Raw genomic sequence first — 14,162 nt, forward strand, 5'->3', positions numbered from 1 at the left:
GCGAACGCGCTGCTCACGCAGGGCTTTACCTTCAGCAACGAGTTCGTGCTGTGCCGCGAGCGGGGTGACTTCCCCCTGCTGCGCCCGGAGGAGATCGACTACATGGACGTGGCCCCCGACCAGCTGGTGTCGGTGGCGGCGGCCCTGATCCCCTTCCTGGAGCACGACGACGCCAACCGCGCCCTCATGGGGAGCAACATGCAGCGCCAGGCGGTGCCGCTCCTCTTCCCCGACGCGCCCCTGGTGGGCACGGGGCTGGAGAGCGTCATCGCCGTGGACTCGGGCGCGGTGGTGGTGGCCCGGCGCGGCGGCACGGTCATGGAGGTGACGGCGGACCACATCCTCGTGGACGCGGGCATGGAGGGCGTGGGCTCGTCCGACGAGCCGCTGCGCCGCCTGGCCCAGTTCGACCGCTACCGGATGAAGAAGTACTGGCGGACGAACCAGGACACGGCGCTCAACCAGCGCCCCCTGGTCCGCAAGGGGCAGATCGTGAAGAAGGGCGACGTCCTGGCGGACGGCCCCTCCACCGAGGGCGGCGAGCTGGCCCTGGGCCGCAACCTGCTGGTGGCGTTCATGCCCTGGTACGGCCACAACTTCGAGGACGCCATCGTGCTCTCGGAGCGCCTGGTGAAGGACGACGTGTACACGTCCATCCACATCCAGGAGCTGGAGCTCCAGGTCCGCGACACCAAGCGCGGCATGGAGGAGATCACGCGGGAGATCCCCAACGTCGCCGAGGAGTCGCTGGTGGACCTCGACGAGCGCGGCGTGGTGCGCATCGGCGCGCGGGTCAAGGCGGGCGACATCCTGGTGGGCAAGATCACGCCCAAGGGCGAGACGGAGCTGAGCCCCGAGGAAAAGCTGCTCACGGCCATCTTCGGCGAGAAGGCCAAGGACGTGAAGGACTCGTCGCTCAAGGTGCCGCCCGGCGTGGAGGGCACGGTGATCGACGTGAAGATCTTCAGCCGCCGCATCGACGACCCCATCCTGGAAAAGGAGCGGGGCCAGAAGATCGGTGAGCTGCGGGCCTACGAGCGCTCGGAGATCGGGCGCATCGGCGAGGCGCGCGACGAGGAGATCCGCGAGCTCATCCGCGGCCGTGAGGTCGCCCTGTTCCTGAAGAAGGGGACGGTGGAGCCCTTCTTCAACGAGGGCACGCAGCTGACGGACGAGGTGGTTGATTCGCTGGACTTCAACGACATCGACCTCACGACCCTCAAGGTCACCGACCGCGGGGTCAACGAGCAGCTGCGCCGGCTGATCGACGAGAGCAAGCGCCGCATCGAGCGGGTGCGGCAGCGCACGGAGAGCCAGATCGACAAGATCTTCCAGCCGGACGAGCTGCCCCCGGGCGTCGTGCAGCTGGTGAAGGTGTACCTGGCCGAGAAGCGCAAGATCTCCGTGGGCGACAAGATGGCCGGCCGCCACGGCAACAAGGGCATCATCGCCCGCATCGTGCCCGAGGAGGACATGCCGTTCCTCCCGGACGGCACGCCCGTGGACGTGTGCCTGAACCCGCTGGGCGTGCCCAGCCGCATGAACGTGGGGCAGATCCTGGAGACCCACCTGGGGTGGGCGGCGCGCGTGCTGGGCTTCGAGGCCAAGACGCCCGTGTTCCAGGGTGCCTCGGAGGACGAGATCGGCACGCTCATCCGCCTGGCGGGGGCTACCTGGGCCCGGCAGGCGCTGGGGGTGCAGGGCGCCCTTCCGCCCACGTTCGACGTGAACGACGCGCGGATGATCGCCGAGACGGTGCAGGCGCACGACCTGACGGCCGGCGAGGGCTCGCGCCCCGAGATGGGGATCGGGCGGGCCATCGACTGGATGCTGGGCGCGGCCGAGACGCCGGAGCTGCTCAACGGCAAGCTGCGCGACCTGCGCGACTACCTGGTGTCGGCCGCCCGCGAGGTGGCCGAGGGCCGGGAGACGACGGTGGAGGAGGCCTTCCCGGCCGCGGCGGCGCTGTCGTCCGGCGGCGAGGGGCTCACGGCGGCGCTGGAGGAGCACATGGCGGCGGCGGGGCTCACCCCCGGCGGCAAGGTGCGCCTGCGCGACGGCCGGAGCGGCGCGCAGTTCGAGTCGCCGGTGACGGTGGGCACGATCTACATGCTCAAGCTCAGCCACCTGGTGGACGACAAGATCCACGCGCGCAGCATCGGGCCGTACTCGCTGGTGACGCAGCAGCCGCTGGCGGGCAAGGCGCAGTTCGGCGGCCAGCGCTTCGGCGAGATGGAGGTGTGGGCGCTGGAGGCATACGGCGCGGCGCACACGCTGCAGGAGATCCTGACCGTCAAGTCCGACGACGTGAACGGCCGCAGCCGGGTGTACGAGGCCATCGTGAAGGGCGAGAACCTCCCCGAGCCCGGCCTGCCGGAGTCGTTCAACGTGCTGGTGAAGGAGCTTCAGGCGCTGGGCATCAGCGTGACGCTTGGGAGCTAGGGAATAGGGAACAGGGAATAGGGAATAGCGGGCGTTGCCCGTCGGGTCTTGCTGGCTATTCCCTATTCCCTGTCACCTATTCCCTGCTTTGAGAAACGGATTCGACGCCGCCCGAGCAGATGCCCGGGGACACCACGATAGATAGGGGATCCCGATGATCGACTTCCCCCGCGTCCGAGAGACCCGGTCTCAGGACTTCAACTACATCCAGGTCAAGATCGCCTCTCCGGAGGAGATCCGGGGCTGGAGCTTCGGCGAGGTCACCAAGCCGGAGACCATCAACTACCGCTCGTTCAAGCCCGAGCGCGACGGCCTGTTCTGCGAGCGCATCTTCGGTCCCGTGAAGGACTGGGAGTGCCACTGCGGCAAGTTCAAGCGCATTCGCTACCGCGGCCACGTGTGCGACAAGTGCGGCGTGGAGGTCACGCTCAGCAAGGTCCGGCGCGAGCGCATGGGCCACATCGAGCTGGCCGTGCCCGTGGCGCACATCTGGATGTTCAAGACGCTTCCCTCGCAGATGGGCTACCTGCTGGGGATGACGCTGCGCGACCTGGAAAAGGTGATCTACTACGCCGCGTACGTGGTCACCGCGCCCGGCGCCCAGGACGTAAAGCACAGCCAGGTGCTGGACGAGGACGAGTTCATCGCGCTCCGTGACAAGGCGCGCGAGGAGAACGACAACGACTTCGCGGCCGACATCGGCGCGCCGGCCATCCGCAACCTGCTGGGCCAGATCGACGTGGACTCGCTGGCCGAGTCGCTGCGGGCCCAGGTGGCCAACGAGACCAGCCAGCACCGCAAGAAGATGGTGCTCAAGCGGCTCAAGGTCATCGACGCCATCCGCGGCTCGGGCGCCACGCCGTCGGAGCGCAACAAGCCGCAGTGGATGATCCTGGACGTGGTCCCGGTCATCCCGCCGGACCTGCGCCCGCTGGTGCCGCTGGACGGCGGCCGCTTCGCCACGTCGGACCTGAACGACCTGTACCGCCGCGTCATCAACCGCAACAACCGGTTGAAGAAGCTGATGGAGATGCGCGCGCCGGAGGTGATCCTGCGCAACGAGAAGCGCATGCTCCAGGAGGCCGTGGACGCGCTGTTCGACAACGGCCGCCGCAGCAAGGCCATCCGTGGCCGCGGCAAGCGCCCCCTCAAGTCCCTGAGCGACATGCTCAAGGGCAAGCAGGGCCGCTTCCGGCAGAACCTGCTGGGCAAGCGCGTGGACTACTCGGGCCGCTCCGTGATCGTGGTGGGCCCCGAGCTGCGCCTGCACCAGTGCGGCCTGCCCAAGGCCATGGCCGTGGAGCTGTTCAAGCCGTTCATCATCCACGAGCTGGAAAAGCGCGGCGAGGCCGAGACGGTCAAGCGCGCCAAGAAGATCGTGGAGCGTGACGACCCGCGCGTGTACGAGGTGCTCGAGGACATCATCCGCGACCACCCCGTGCTGCTGAACCGCGCGCCCACGCTGCACCGCCTGGGCATCCAGGCGTTCGAGCCGGTGCTGGTGGAGGGCAAGGCCACCCGCATTCACCCGCTCGTCTGCGCGGCGTTCAACGCCGACTTCGACGGCGACCAGATGGCCGTGCACGTGCCGCTGAGCTTCGAGGCCCAGCTGGAGGCCCGCGTGCTCATGCTGTCGTCCAACAACATCCTGCTGCCCAGCAACGGCCGGCCGGTGGCGGCGCCGTCGCAGGACATCGTCATCGGGTGCTACTGGCTCACCAAGGACAAGGCCAGCTTCCGCGACGACGTGGCGGCCGACCAGGCGGAGATGGCCAAGGCGCCCGCCGAGCGCGACCTGAGCAAGGTGCTGGCGCGCTTCGGCAACGTGGCCGAGGTGGAGATGGCGCTGGCGCACCGCCACGTGGGCTACCACAGCACGGTGTACTTCCTGACCGACCCGCGCCCCGTCGACGAGCGCGAGGAGGGCGAGGAGAAGGTGTGGGTGCCCACCACGCCGGGCCGCATCATCTTCAATTCCGTGGTGCCCCCCGAGATGGGGTACTGGAACAAGACGATGGGCAAGAAGGAGCAGGGCGACATCATCTTCGGCGCCTACCGCACGGTGGGGCTGGCGACGACGGTGGTGTTCCTGGACAGCCTCAAGGCGTTCGGCTTCCGCTACGCCACCATGGCGGGCGTGTCGGTGGGGATCGAGGACATGAAGATCCCCGGCGAAAAGGAAGAGATCCTGCGCGAGGCCGACGACGACGTGGCGCGCTTTACCCGCGCGTACAACAACGGCGTCATCTCCAACGGCGAGCGCTACAACAAGGTCATCGACACCTGGACGCACGCCAACAACGACGTGGCGGACGCCATGGTGAACCGCCTTGCGGCGGACCGCGGGGGCTTCAACCCCGTGTACATGATGATGAACTCGGGCGCCCGCGGCAGCCGTGACCAGATGCGGCAGCTGGCGGGGATGCGCGGCCTGATGGCCAAGCCCCAGAAGAAGCTCACCGGCGGCATCGGCGAGATCATCGAGTCGCCGATCAAGTCGAACTTCCGCGAGGGCCTGACGGTGCTGGAGTACTTCATCTCCACGCACGGCGCGCGAAAGGGCCTGGCCGACACGGCGCTCAAGACGGCCGACGCCGGCTACCTCACCCGCCGCCTGGTGGACGTGGCGCAGGACGTCACCATCAGCGAGGACGACTGCGGCACGGTGCTGGGCCTCGAGGTCAGCGCCCTCAAGGAGGGCGAGGACGTGGTGGAGCCGCTCAAGGACCGCATCGTGGGCTCGGTGGCGTCGGACGACGTCTACGATCCCATGGACGGCGAGCTGCTCGTGGCCGCCGGCGAGCTCATCGACGAGGAGCTGGCCGACGCCATCGAGGACGCGGGGATCCAGTCGGTCAAGATCCGCAGCGTGCTCACCTGCGAGAGCCGCCGCGGCCTGTGCGTGAAGTGCTACGGCCGCAACCTGGCCACGATGGGCATCGTGGACCCGGGCGAGGCGGTGGGCATCCTGGCCGCGCAGAGCATCGGCGAGCCGGGCACGCAGCTCACGCTGCGCACCTTCCACATCGGCGGCACTGCGGCGCGCATCGCGGCGACGACGGGGCGCAAGAGCAAGGTGGAGGGCGTGGCCCAGTTCGAGCGCATCACCACGGTGACGACGCCCGAGGGCACGCGCATCGTCACCAGCCGCGAAGGCGAGATCATCATGCGGACGGCCGAGGGCGCCATCCGCAGCCGCCTGGCGGTGCCGTACGGCGCCACCATCTCGGTGGAGGACGCGCAGAAGATCGCCGTGGGCGACACGCTGTTCTCGTGGGACCCGTACTCGGAGCCCATCGTGGCCGACTTCGGCGGCACGGTGCGGTTCATCGACATCGTCGAGGACGAGACGGTGCGCGAGGAGCTGGACGAGAGCACGGGCCGCCGGCAGATGGTGATCATCGAGGACCGCAGCAAGAAGCTGCACCCCATGATCGAGATCATCGACGCCAACGGGGTCAAGGTCCGCGAGTTCATCGTGCCCGTGGGCGCGCAGCTCACGGTGCGCGACGGCGAGGCCATCCAGCCCGGCGCGGCGCTGGCCAAGCTGGCCCGCGAGGCGTACAAGACCCGCGACATCACGGGCGGTCTGCCGCGCATCGCGGAGCTGTTCGAGGCGCGCAAGCCCAAGGATCCCTCGGTCATCACCGAGGTGGACGGCACCGTGCGCTTCGGCGACATCAAGCGCGGCAAGCGCGAGGTGATCGTGATCCCGGAGACGGGCAACGAGCGGGTGTACGAGGTGCCCGTGGGCAAGCACCTGCGCGTGCACGAGGGCGACTACGTGCGCGCCGGCGACCGCCTGAGCGAGGGGCCGGTGAACCCGCACGACATCCTGCGGATCAAGGGCCCGCAGGCCGTGCAGGAGTACCTGCTCAACGAGGTGCAGGAGGTCTACCGCCTGCAGGGCGTGAAGATCAACGACAAGCACATCGGCGTGATCGTGCGCCAGATGCTGCAGAAGGTGCGCGTCCTGGAGCCCGGCACCACCGAGTTCCTGGAGGGCGAGACGGTGGACCGGACGGAGTTCCTGGACACCAACACGCGCACCATGTCGGGCGGCGGCACGCCGGCGACCTCGGAGCCCCTGCTGCTGGGCATCACCAAGGCGTCGCTGACCACGCAGTCCTTCATCTCCGCGGCCTCCTTCCAGGAGACCACGCGGGTGCTGACCGACGCCGCCATCCGCGGCGCGCGCGACGACCTGCAGGGGCTGAAGGAGAACATCATCATCGGTCACCTGATCCCCGCGGGCACCGGCATCTACCGGTACAACGAGGTGGCGTTCGGGCCCGAGACGGAGGAGACGTCCGAGGGCGCGGACGCGTCCGAGGTGGTGGGCGCCAGCGAGGCGGCGACCCTCACGGCGTAAGCCGGTCTCTTTCGGCGGACGGAAAAGGAACGGCCCCGGGCAGCGATGCCCGGGGCCGTTTCTCGTCGGGGGAATTTCAACTGCTTTCTCACGCAGAGCCGCAGAGGGCGCAGAGTACTGCATTCCCGGCCGTGCGCCGGCTCCCGTCGCGGGGCGGACGTCCAGCCCCGTGTCAGCCGGATTCCGCCACCGCGCGGATTCTCATCCGTGCCGCCCCGGGCCCAAAGAATGCGCTCCGAATGGTGTCTAGACTGTCCTTTTCTCTCGATTACATTGAGACGTCGCAATGAGAATGGACCCGGTGAAGGAGAGTGATGATGGGGATCATGAACGACACCGACCCGGATTTGCTGCTGAGTCCGGCGGAGGAGCGCGAACTGCTCCCGTCGAGGCTCATGGGGCTGATGTCTCTCGAAGAGCGGGAGGTGCACGCGCGTGAGATCCTGGCCCGCCGTACGCCACGCGAGAAGATCGTGGACGGCCTGCGGCGCGCGTGGTATGGCCCCGATCCCGAGCCGCTGACGGATGAGGAGATGCGGATGATCATGCGTCCCCGGGACGACGAGGACGACGGCCTGCCCGAGCGCGTTCCCCCGGACGATCCCGAGCGGCTCGCCTGGGAAGCCGAACTCCGTGCGATCGGGGTGCGTCCGGCAAGGAAGTGGAACTTCCCCGTCCGCGAGCCCTTCCGGCGTCCCAGTCTTTGGGAGCGCATCAAGTACCGCGTAAGCCGGGGCTGGTAATCGTGCTCTTTCTCGATGCCAGTGCGCTGACCAAGGCGTACGTGGACGAGGCCGGCGACGCGAACGTCCGCGGGCTGCTTCAGCGGGGTGGCGGAGAGCTGTTCCTGAGCGAGTTCGTCGCGCTCGAGGTGCTCACGTCCATCCGCAACGCGCACCGGGGTACGCCCCGCGGCGAGTACGTGGACGCGGTGCGCCGGTTCTGGAGCGACTATCACTCCAGGTTCAGCGTCGTGGAGGTGGATACGGATACCGTCTGGGACGCGATCTCCCTTACGTCCAGGCACCGCTATGCAAGGGCGCGCAGCATGGACCTTCTTCACCTCGCTACCGCGCTGCGCCTGCAGGCCAGCCGCACCGCACGCGAGGTCACGATGGTCACGTCGGATCGGGACCTCGCGGCCCTGTCGAGCGAGTGCGGGCTGCGGACGTTTGACCCGAGCCGGGAGCCGCTGGCGGCGCTGCCGGGGCGGAGCTGGTAGCTCGCCGCGCGTCAGGCGCGGAAGGCGTCCCCCTTCTCCAGGCGCTCGCGGACGGTGGTGACGATCAGGTCCACCAGCCGCTCCGGCTTCTTCCACTTCATCGCCAGCTTGGACGGATCCATCCCGTGCTCGGCGACCACGTCCTTGAGCTGGTCCAGCGTAAGCTCGCTCAACCGCGCGCGGAGCATGCCTTCGCCCGCCTGGAAGACGACGAACGGGTCCAGCACCGCGGCCGGCCGGCGCCCGCCGCGCCGCTTCGCCGTCGCGGGCGTGGCGGGCATCTTCGCCGGGGCCGATGGCGGGGCCGGGGGGATGGCGGACAGCGCGTCCTCCAGGCGGCGGGCAAAGGCGGGGCTGCGCTCCGCCTCGGCGAGGACGGCGTCGAACAGGCGCCGCAGCTGCTGGGTCACGTTCATCGGCCGTGCTCCACTTTCTCCACGATCTCGGCCGTGAGGTCGCGGTACGCTTCGTAGGTGCGGTATCCCCACTTTTGCCGCAGCGTGCTCACGGGCCGGAACTCGGCCGCGCCCGCCACGTCGTTGTTCTCGGGGATGACCGTGCGAAAGAGCGGCGCCGGCGCGCGGGCGGCCAGCGCGTGCAGCTGCGCCGCGTGCACCGTGGACTGCTGCCGGAACTTGTTGACGACGATCCCCAGCGGCTCCACGTGCATCTCGAACGCGTCCGCGAACAGCCGCACGCGCCGCATGATCTGCGGGATGCCGTAGGTGGAGAGCACGTCGGGGATGGTGGGCATGATGAACCCGTGCGAGATGCGCAGCCCGTTGAACGTGACCAGGCCCAGGCTGGGCGGGCAGTCGATGAGCACGTAGTCGAACGCGTCCAGCACGGGCGCCAGCGCGTGGCGCAGCACCTCCGCCGGGCTGACGGAGAACGACGCGCGCCGCGGCATGGACGAGAGCTGCTCCTGCACCTCGATGAGCTCCAGGCTGGAGGGGAGCAGCGCCAGCCCGCGCACCTCGCCCACGCTGCCCACGTCGGGGAGGATGGACTCCGCCACGTCGCCCGGCGGGGTTCCACGAAGGGCGCGGCGGAACAGGTGCGCCACCGTGCGCTCCCGGGCGTTGACCTCCTGCCATCCGCGCTCGCCGATGAGCATGACGGTGGCGTTGGTCTGCGGATCCAGGTCCACCACCAGCACGCGCCGGCCGTACGTGCCGGCCAGCACCTGCGCCACGGCCACCGTGGTCGTGGTCTTTCCCACGCCGCCCTTGAGGTTGATCACCGAGATCACCGCCGCCATCGCCGCTCCGCGCCCGCCGGGAAGGACCGTCGCCTGGTGAGCGGCACGCGAGGCGCGAATGGCGTGCCCGGAACACGATGCTTGACACCGGGGATCATCTGCTGAATATTCAGCATGTGTAACCGGCCTGCCGTATCGTCTTCCCCCCGAGCCCAGCCCATGGACCCGCAGACCCCCACCGGGATGAGCCGCCGCGAGCGGCAGATCATGGACATCGTCTACCGGCGCGGCCGGGCGACGGCCGCCGAGGTGCTGGACGACCTTCCCGATCCGCCCACGTACTCCGCCGTGCGCGCGGCGCTTCGTCTCCTGGAGGAAAAGGGCGCGCTGGCGCACGAGATGGACGGCAAGCGCTACGTCTACCTGCCCACGACGCCGCGCGGGCAGGCCCGCACGACGGCGCTGCGCCACCTCGTCCGCACCTTCTTCAACGGGTCGCCCGAGCAGGTGGTGAACGCGCTGATCGAGGAGTCGCGGCCGTCCAACGACGAGCTGGACCGCCTGGCCCGGTTGATCGAGCAGGCGCGAAAGGAGGAGGGACGATGAGCGGGCTCACGGACTCCGCCCTGTTCGCGGCCGTGCTGGACGCGGCCGTTCGCGGCACCTTCATCCTCCTGGCGGCGCTGGCCGCCACGGCGCTCATGCGCCGGCGCTCCGCCTCCGCGCGGCACTTGGTGTGGCTCGCGGCGCTGACTGCGCTGCTGCTGCTCCCCCTGGCGCGGGGCTTCGTGCCGGAGTGGCGTGTGCTGCCGGCGGCGCCCGTCGTCTTCGCCGCGCCGGTCGCGGTGCCGGCCGCCGCTCCGGGCGACGAAGTGTCCGCGTCTCCGGGATCCGCATCGACCGAGTCCGCTCCGCAGGCGGCGCTTCCGTCCGTGCCGAACGACGTCGCGCGGACGCCGGTGCGCGCGCCCGTGGACTGGACGGCGCTCGCGCTCATCGCGTGGACGGCGGGCGCGGCGCTGCTGGCCCTGCGGCTGGCGTACGGGCTGCTGCGCGTGTGGTGGATCGAGCGGCGCGCCGTGGAGCTGACGGACGACGGCTGGGTGCGGCTGACGGACGGGCTGGCGCGCCGCCTGGGGCTGGGACGCATCGTGCGGCTGCTGCGTGAGCCGGGCGCCACGGTGCCGATGACGTGGGGCATCTTTCGTCCCGTCATCCTGCTGCCGGGCGAGGCGGACGCGTGGCAGGACGAGCGCCGGCGCGTGGTGCTGGCGCACGAGCTGGCCCACGTGCGCCGCTGGGACGCGCTCACGCAGTGGATCGCGCACGTGGCGGTGGCCGTCTGGTGGTTCAACCCGCTCGTGTGGGTGGCCGCGCGCAGGCTGCGCGAGGAGCGCGAGCACGCCTGCGACGACGCGGTGCTGGAGATCGGCACGCGGCCGGCGGAGTACGCGGACCACCTGCTGAACATCGTGCGCTCGCTGGGCTCGTCCAACGGGACGGCGACGGCCGCGCTGGCCATGGCGCGCCGCAGCCAGTTCGAGGGGCGCCTGCTGGCCATCCTGGACAACGCCGTGCGTCGCAACGGCGTAAGCCGGGCCGCGGGGCTCGCGACCGTGGCCGCCGCGCTGGCGTGCCTGGTTCCCCTCGCGGCGCTGCGCCCGGCCGTGGCGGCGACGGTGGAACCCGCATCCGCCCCGTCCGCCGGTGTGTCCGTCGTCAGTGCGGTGACGACGACGGAGAGCGTGGCGCAGACGACCGTGCACCAGAGCGCGGAGGCCGACGCGGCGGCGCGGGTGGAGGACGCGCGCGCGCTCGCGGTCCGGCGCGACTCCCTGGCGGCCTCGCTGCGCACGCGGCGGTCCGTGATGGGCGACGGGGCGGACCGGGACGCGCGGCTGCTGCTGACGGGCGCGGTGGAGGGTGGCGATCCCGGGCTGTACGCGGAGATCATCCGCTCGTCGCTGGACATCAAGTCCGCCACGGAGCGGCGGCTGGTGCTCGCGCGCCTGCTGGAGCAGCCGGACCTGAGCCCGGCCAACGTGGTGGACATCGTCGCCGCCACGCGGACGATGGACTCGGACCTGGAGCGCCGCCTGGTGCTGACGACGGCCATGGGGCACCGCGCCTTTCCGGCGACCAGCGTCCCCGGCGTGATGCTGGAGTCGCTGCGCGGGTTCGACAGCGGGCTGGAGCAGCGCATCGTCATCACGTCGCTGGTGGAGCGCCGCCGGCTGGACACGCGCTCGCTGGCCGCGCTGCTGCGCGTGGTCCCCGACATCGACAGCGACCTGGAGCGCCGATTGGTGCTGAGCGCCATCGCCAGCCGGCAGCGGGTGGACGGCGCCGCGCGCGACGCGTACCTGGCCGCCGCGCGGTCCATCAGCAGCGAGACGGAGCGCGCGCTGGCGCTCAACGCCCTCCTGGAGCCTGCCGCGGCGGCGTCCCCGCGTCCCGTCGCGGCCGCGTCCGGCCCGGGGCGGCCGACGTCTGCGTCCTCGTCCGCCGGCGCGGACCGCGAGCCGCGCGGGGGCGAGTCGCTGTGGAACAGCAGCCACGAGGTGGACCTCACGCAGAACGGCCGCCGCCACGTGGTGCGCGTGCTGGTGAAGGACGCCATCATCCAGGGCGAGCGGTGGAACGTGCGGGGATTTCGCCGGGGCGGATCGCTGCTCATCGAGGAGCAGGCCAACGGGCGCACGCGCCGCGTGGAGGCGTCGTGCGATGGGGCGGGGAACCCCGTGTGGACGTACACGGTGGACCGCGAGCGCCGCGCGTTCGACGCGTCCGCCCGCGCGTGGATGGAATCCGTCATCCGCCAGTCGTCGTCGAGCTGATTTGCACCGGACCGCCGGGTGTGCACCGCGCCCGGCGTTTTCCGGACCCGATGTGCTGATTTTTCAACCCTTGGAAACGGACGAGAGCCGATGAACCCGACCATTCACCGCATCCGCCGCGTGGTTCCGCTGGCCGCGCTGCTGCTGGCCCTGCCCGCCTGTGCCCAGCGCACCGGGCGGAGCGAGCACCGCGAATCCCACGGCGAGACGTGGGTCTCCATCAACGACCACGACGGATACCGCTCGGAGCTGCGCGCCACGGGTGACGTGCGCTTCAACGAGGAGGGCGACTGGGTGACCTCCGTGGCGCCCGGCGCCTCGCTGACCGTGTCGGAGCGCGGGCGGGGGCAGGACCGGCGCATTGAGTTTCGCCCGGGTGACGGCGGCGTGCGCACGCGCTACTGGGTGCGGGACGACGAGCGGCCGCTGGACGCCGCAGGCCGCGCCTGGGCCCGTGGGATGATCGCCGACGCCGTGCGCAACGGCGGGCTGGGCGCGGAGGGCCGCGTGGCCACGCTGCGCGAGCGCGGCGGCGTGAGCGCCGTGCTCAGCGAGATCGGCCGCATCGAGTCCGATACGGGACGGCGCGCCTACTACCTGGCCCTGCTGCGCGGCGCGCCCGTCAGCAACGCCGAGTTCGCGCGGGTGATGGCGGACGTGGGCCGGCGGATGGGCAGCGACACCGAGACGCGCCTGGTGCTGAACGAGGCCGTGGACCACGCGGACGGCGTGGGCCGGCTGGCGGCGCTGCTGGACGCGGCCGTGGGGATGGAGAGCGACACCGAGACGCGCCTGGTGCTCAACCACGTGGCGCAGCGCCGCCGCCTGGAGGACGCGGCGTCGCGCGCGGCGTTCTTTCGCGCCGTGGGCGGGATGGAGAGCGACACGGAGACGCGGCTGGTGCTGAACGCCGTCGCGGACCAGCGGCTGGCGGAGGGCGAGGGGCGCGAGGCGTTCTTTGGCGCCGTGAACGGCATCGGCAGCGACGTGGAGCGCCGGCTGGTGCTTTCCTCCGTGCTGGATGATGAGCCTTCGGAGGCCACGGTGGTGGCCGCGCTGCGCAGCGCCGGCGCGATGGACAGCGACATGGAGAAGCGGCTCGTCCTGATGCAGGTGCCGTCGTCCATGCTGCGCAGCCAGCGCGTGACGGCCGCGTACCGGCAGGTGGTGGAGGCGATGGACTCCGACACGGAACGCGGGCTTGCCCTGCGCCGCCTGGCCGGCGGCCGCCGCTGAGGGGCGGGCGGGAACCGCGACGGAGCGACTGAAGTCGCCGCAACAACAGCGGAAAGCCTCACAAACTGCGTGAGGCTTCAACGGCTGGAACTCCGCTCCGGTGCACAGGATGGGGCTCGTGCTGGGGCAGTCCGCGCAGGCGGACTTCGCGAACTTCCAGCGGCGAATTCATTCGCTCCGGCTGGGGGACGGCCGTGACGGCTGGATCTGAAAGGCTGCCGATCGGCTCCGGCCCATCGTTGCCGATGCCGGCGCGCGATGAACCTTGACATCGGACGCGGATGTGCTGAAACTTCAGCATCTCTCCGCGCCGACGTCCTTCTCCGGCACCTCCCATGGATCCGCAGGCCAGCAACGAGCTCAGCCGCCGCGAGCGGCAGATCATGGACATCGTCTACCGCCGCAACAAGGCCACGGCGGCCGAGGTGCTGGACGACCTTCCCGATCCGCCCACGTACAGCGCCGTGCGCGCCGCCCTGCGCCTGCTGGAGGAAAAGGGCCTGCTGGCGCACGAGATGGACGGCAAGCGCTACGTCTACCTGCCTACCACGCCCCGCAAGCAGGCGCGCACGACGGCGCTCAAGCACCTCGTCCGCACGTTCTTCAACGGCAGCCCCGAGCAGGTGGTGAACGCGCTGCTGGAAGAGTCCAGGCCGTCCGGCGAGGAGCTGGACCGGCTGGCCTCCCTGATCGAGCAGGCGCGCCGGCAGGAGGGCGAGCGGTGAGCGCCCTGCTGCAGGCGCCGTGGCTGGGCTTGGCCGCGGACGCCGCGCTCAAGGGCATCCTCGTGCTGCTGGCCGCGCTGGCGGCCACGCGGCGCATGCGGCGCGCGCCGGCGGCGTCCAGGCACAT

The 14,162-nt window shown here is 70.5% G+C and carries 10 protein-coding genes; 8 read left to right on the forward strand and 2 right to left on the reverse strand.

Annotated elements, in window-relative coordinates; all coding sequences use genetic code 11:
* The 4 genes from VFZ20_RS09755 to VFZ20_RS09770 all read left to right on the forward strand — a co-directional run.
* Positions 1-2,442: DNA-directed RNA polymerase subunit beta (locus tag VFZ20_RS09755; protein WP_349264080.1), on the forward strand; the 2,442-nt coding region annotated here is incomplete at its 5' end.
* 154 nt (positions 2,443-2,596) lie between these two features.
* Positions 2,597-6,814, forward strand: a complete 4,218-nt coding sequence (gene rpoC, locus VFZ20_RS09760) for a DNA-directed RNA polymerase subunit beta' (RefSeq protein ID WP_329683677.1) — start codon at positions 2,597-2,599, stop codon at positions 6,812-6,814.
* A gap of 326 nt (positions 6,815-7,140) precedes the next feature.
* Positions 7,141-7,557 carry a hypothetical protein gene (locus VFZ20_RS09765; protein WP_329683678.1) on the forward strand — a complete coding sequence of 139 codons (417 nt, stop codon included), beginning with the start codon at positions 7,141-7,143 and terminating at the stop codon, positions 7,555-7,557.
* A 2-nt stretch (positions 7,558-7,559) separates the two neighbouring features.
* Positions 7,560-8,036: a type II toxin-antitoxin system VapC family toxin gene (locus tag VFZ20_RS09770; protein WP_329683679.1), complete on the forward strand. Its 477-nt coding sequence runs from the start codon at positions 7,560-7,562 to the stop codon at positions 8,034-8,036.
* 11 nt (positions 8,037-8,047) lie between these two features.
* On the opposite strand, the gene VFZ20_RS09775 is transcribed toward VFZ20_RS09770, so the two are convergent.
* Positions 8,048-8,452, reverse strand: coding sequence for a hypothetical protein (locus tag VFZ20_RS09775; protein WP_329683680.1), 405 nt, complete (start codon positions 8,450-8,452; stop codon positions 8,048-8,050).
* Positions 8,449-9,297, reverse strand: a complete 849-nt coding sequence (locus VFZ20_RS09780) for a ParA family protein (protein ID WP_329683681.1) — start codon at positions 9,295-9,297, stop codon at positions 8,449-8,451. Before VFZ20_RS09780 ends, VFZ20_RS09775 begins: the two co-directional genes overlap by 4 nt.
* Positions 9,298-9,456: 159 nt before the next feature.
* Here VFZ20_RS09780 and VFZ20_RS09785 point away from each other — a divergent pair, with 159 nt between their 5' ends.
* The 4 genes from VFZ20_RS09785 (at position 9,457) to VFZ20_RS09800 (ending at position 14,035) form a co-directional block, all read left to right on the forward strand.
* Positions 9,457-9,843 carry a BlaI/MecI/CopY family transcriptional regulator gene (locus VFZ20_RS09785; RefSeq protein ID WP_329683682.1) on the forward strand — a complete coding sequence of 129 codons (387 nt, stop codon included), beginning with the start codon at positions 9,457-9,459 and terminating at the stop codon, positions 9,841-9,843.
* Complete coding sequence (locus VFZ20_RS09790; RefSeq protein ID WP_329683683.1) at positions 9,840-12,074, forward strand: M56 family metallopeptidase; 2,235 nt, start codon at positions 9,840-9,842, stop codon at positions 12,072-12,074. The genes VFZ20_RS09785 and VFZ20_RS09790 overlap by 4 nt, the downstream gene beginning before the upstream one ends.
* 90 nt (positions 12,075-12,164) lie before the next feature.
* On the forward strand, positions 12,165-13,310 hold the full coding sequence (locus VFZ20_RS09795; RefSeq protein WP_329683684.1) for a hypothetical protein: 1,146 nt from the start codon (positions 12,165-12,167) through the stop codon (positions 13,308-13,310).
* A gap of 335 nt (positions 13,311-13,645) precedes the next feature.
* The gene (locus VFZ20_RS09800; protein WP_329683685.1) at positions 13,646-14,035 is read left to right on the forward strand and encodes a BlaI/MecI/CopY family transcriptional regulator; all 390 of its coding nucleotides are present in this window, start codon (positions 13,646-13,648) and stop codon (positions 14,033-14,035) included.
* Positions 14,036-14,162: the final 127 nt, after the last annotated feature.

Source organism: Longimicrobium sp. (assembly GCF_036280135.1).
Taxonomy (GTDB): Bacteria; Gemmatimonadota; Gemmatimonadetes; order Longimicrobiales; family Longimicrobiaceae; genus Longimicrobium.

Bases quoted from the DNA above. Each gene is read 5' to 3' on its own strand.
- VFZ20_RS09780 (WP_329683681.1), bottom strand. From the start codon at position 9,297: ATGGCGGCGGTGATCTCGGTGATCAACCTCAAGGGCGGCGTGGGAAAG.
- VFZ20_RS09795 (WP_329683684.1), top strand. From the start codon at position 12,165: ATGAACCCGACCATTCACCGCATCCGCCGCGTGGTTCCGCTGGCCGCG.
- VFZ20_RS09790 (WP_329683683.1), top strand. From the start codon at position 9,840: ATGAGCGGGCTCACGGACTCCGCCCTGTTCGCGGCCGTGCTGGACGCG.
- VFZ20_RS09765 (WP_329683678.1), top strand. From the start codon at position 7,141: ATGAACGACACCGACCCGGATTTGCTGCTGAGTCCGGCGGAGGAGCGC.
- VFZ20_RS09785 (WP_329683682.1), top strand. From the start codon at position 9,457: ATGGACCCGCAGACCCCCACCGGGATGAGCCGCCGCGAGCGGCAGATC.
- VFZ20_RS09800 (WP_329683685.1), top strand. From the start codon at position 13,646: ATGGATCCGCAGGCCAGCAACGAGCTCAGCCGCCGCGAGCGGCAGATC.
- rpoC (WP_329683677.1), top strand. From the start codon at position 2,597: ATGATCGACTTCCCCCGCGTCCGAGAGACCCGGTCTCAGGACTTCAAC.
- VFZ20_RS09775 (WP_329683680.1), bottom strand. From the start codon at position 8,452: ATGAACGTGACCCAGCAGCTGCGGCGCCTGTTCGACGCCGTCCTCGCC.